Origin of the sequence: Campylobacter sp. BCW_6464, from assembly GCF_001762775.1 — a bacterium.
Taxonomy (GTDB): domain Bacteria; phylum Campylobacterota; class Campylobacteria; order Campylobacterales; family Campylobacteraceae; genus Campylobacter_D; species Campylobacter_D jejuni.
Map to the genome: position 1 here is coordinate 1 of NZ_MJXM01000018.1, position 1,572 is coordinate 1,572.

Annotated in this window: 1 protein-coding gene and 1 pseudogene; both read left to right on the forward strand. The window is 27.4% G+C overall.

Annotation, left to right across the window (positions count from 1 at the left end):
• On the forward strand, positions 1-1,211 hold a 1,211-nt coding region (locus AJ885_RS00260; RefSeq protein WP_070280521.1), incomplete at its 5' end, for a motility associated factor glycosyltransferase family protein.
• A pseudogene (locus tag AJ885_RS00265) lies at positions 1,211-1,572 on the forward strand (motility associated factor glycosyltransferase family protein); the annotation flags it as partial. The gene AJ885_RS00260 and the pseudogene AJ885_RS00265, both read left to right, overlap by 1 nt.

Here is a 1,572-nt window from a genome sequence, read left to right on the forward strand (position 1 = left end):
AAAACATCCCTTCTATGCTTGAAAGCATTCCTTTTCAAAGAATCTTAAGTGAAAGAAAAAACAAATTCGAAAATGCTATAGTAGTTTCTGCAGGACCTAGTTTAGCTAAACAACTTCCTTTACTTAAAGCTTATCAAGATAAAGCAGTGATTTTTTGTGCTGATGGGGCTTTAAGTATGCTTGAAAAAGAAGGCATAGTGCCTGATTATGTTACTAATTTAGATTTTACTGATCTAGCAATGAAATTTTTTCAAAATAAAGAAAATTTAAAACAAAGTATTATCGCTCTTGAGTGTGCTACACATCCTAATGTCGCGCGTAGTTTAAAGGCTGAAAATTGTATGATTATTTTAAGAAATAAAGCTCTTTATCAACGCTTCAATCTTAATGACTTTGGTTATATTGATACAGGTACTCATGTAAGTCATTTTTCTTATACCTTAGCTTTGGCTTTAGGATTTAAAAATATTATTATGATAGGGCAAGATTTGGCCTTTGATGAAGAAGGAAATTCACATTCAAAAGGTTTTGATTTTGGGGAGAAATTTAGCGGCGAAGAAAATATAGACAAACTTAAAGTCCCAGCCTATGCAGGTAAAGGTGAAGTTTTAACTCATATTGCTTGGAATGATTATCGCATAAAACTTGAATATCTTTTTGCTTGTAACAGTAAAGAAGCTAAATTTTACAATGCTACTGAAGGTGGAGCAAGGATTAATTTTACTGAAGAACTTTCCTTTAAAGAATGTTGTGAAAAACTCCTTACAAAAGAAAAACCTAAATTTGAACTTCCAAAAAGTTTAACTAAAAATAGAAGTGATAAACTCCTAGTTAAATTCAAAGAAAAAATACAAAAAGATCAAGATAATGCTAAAAGATTTTTAAATGATGCTTTAATTTTAAAACAAATTTTAGAAAATATACTCAGTAAAGATTTTATTTTACCTTTGGAATTTTTAGAAAAAGTTTATCAAAATATAGAAAATTTCAATCACTCTTTAGATGAAGATGAGTTTATACAGGATGGTATTTTAAAAGCAGTGATTTATGAACGAGGACTTAAGATAAGTTTGGTTTATAAAGAAAATATTTTGGATTATGCTAGTTTTATCAGTGCTTATATCAAAGCTTATTATGAATGGTTGCTTTATTTTATAGAAAAACTAGAGCAAAGAATAAATATTATCATCAATTCTTTTAAGGAAACCTAATGACCATACTAGAAAAAAACATACAAGCTTTATTAAGTGGAGTAAATGAACCCTTAGGAAATAAACTTTTAAATTTCATACAAAATAAAACTTGTTCTCGTTTTAATATAGATGAAAATTTAAATATCTATGATAAAACTCATAATGTTTTTATGTATGAAAATTTAGAAGAAGAATTAAATTTTTTCTATCAAAGTATTTTAGAAAAAACTCCTAGATATCCTTTTATATGTATTTATGGTATAGGCAATGCTTTGCTGATTAAAAATTTAGCTAAACACTATAAACATCTTTTTGTATTTGAAAGCGAAATAGAACTTTTTATCCTAGCTTTAAGTACACTGGATTTGAGTGAAGAGCT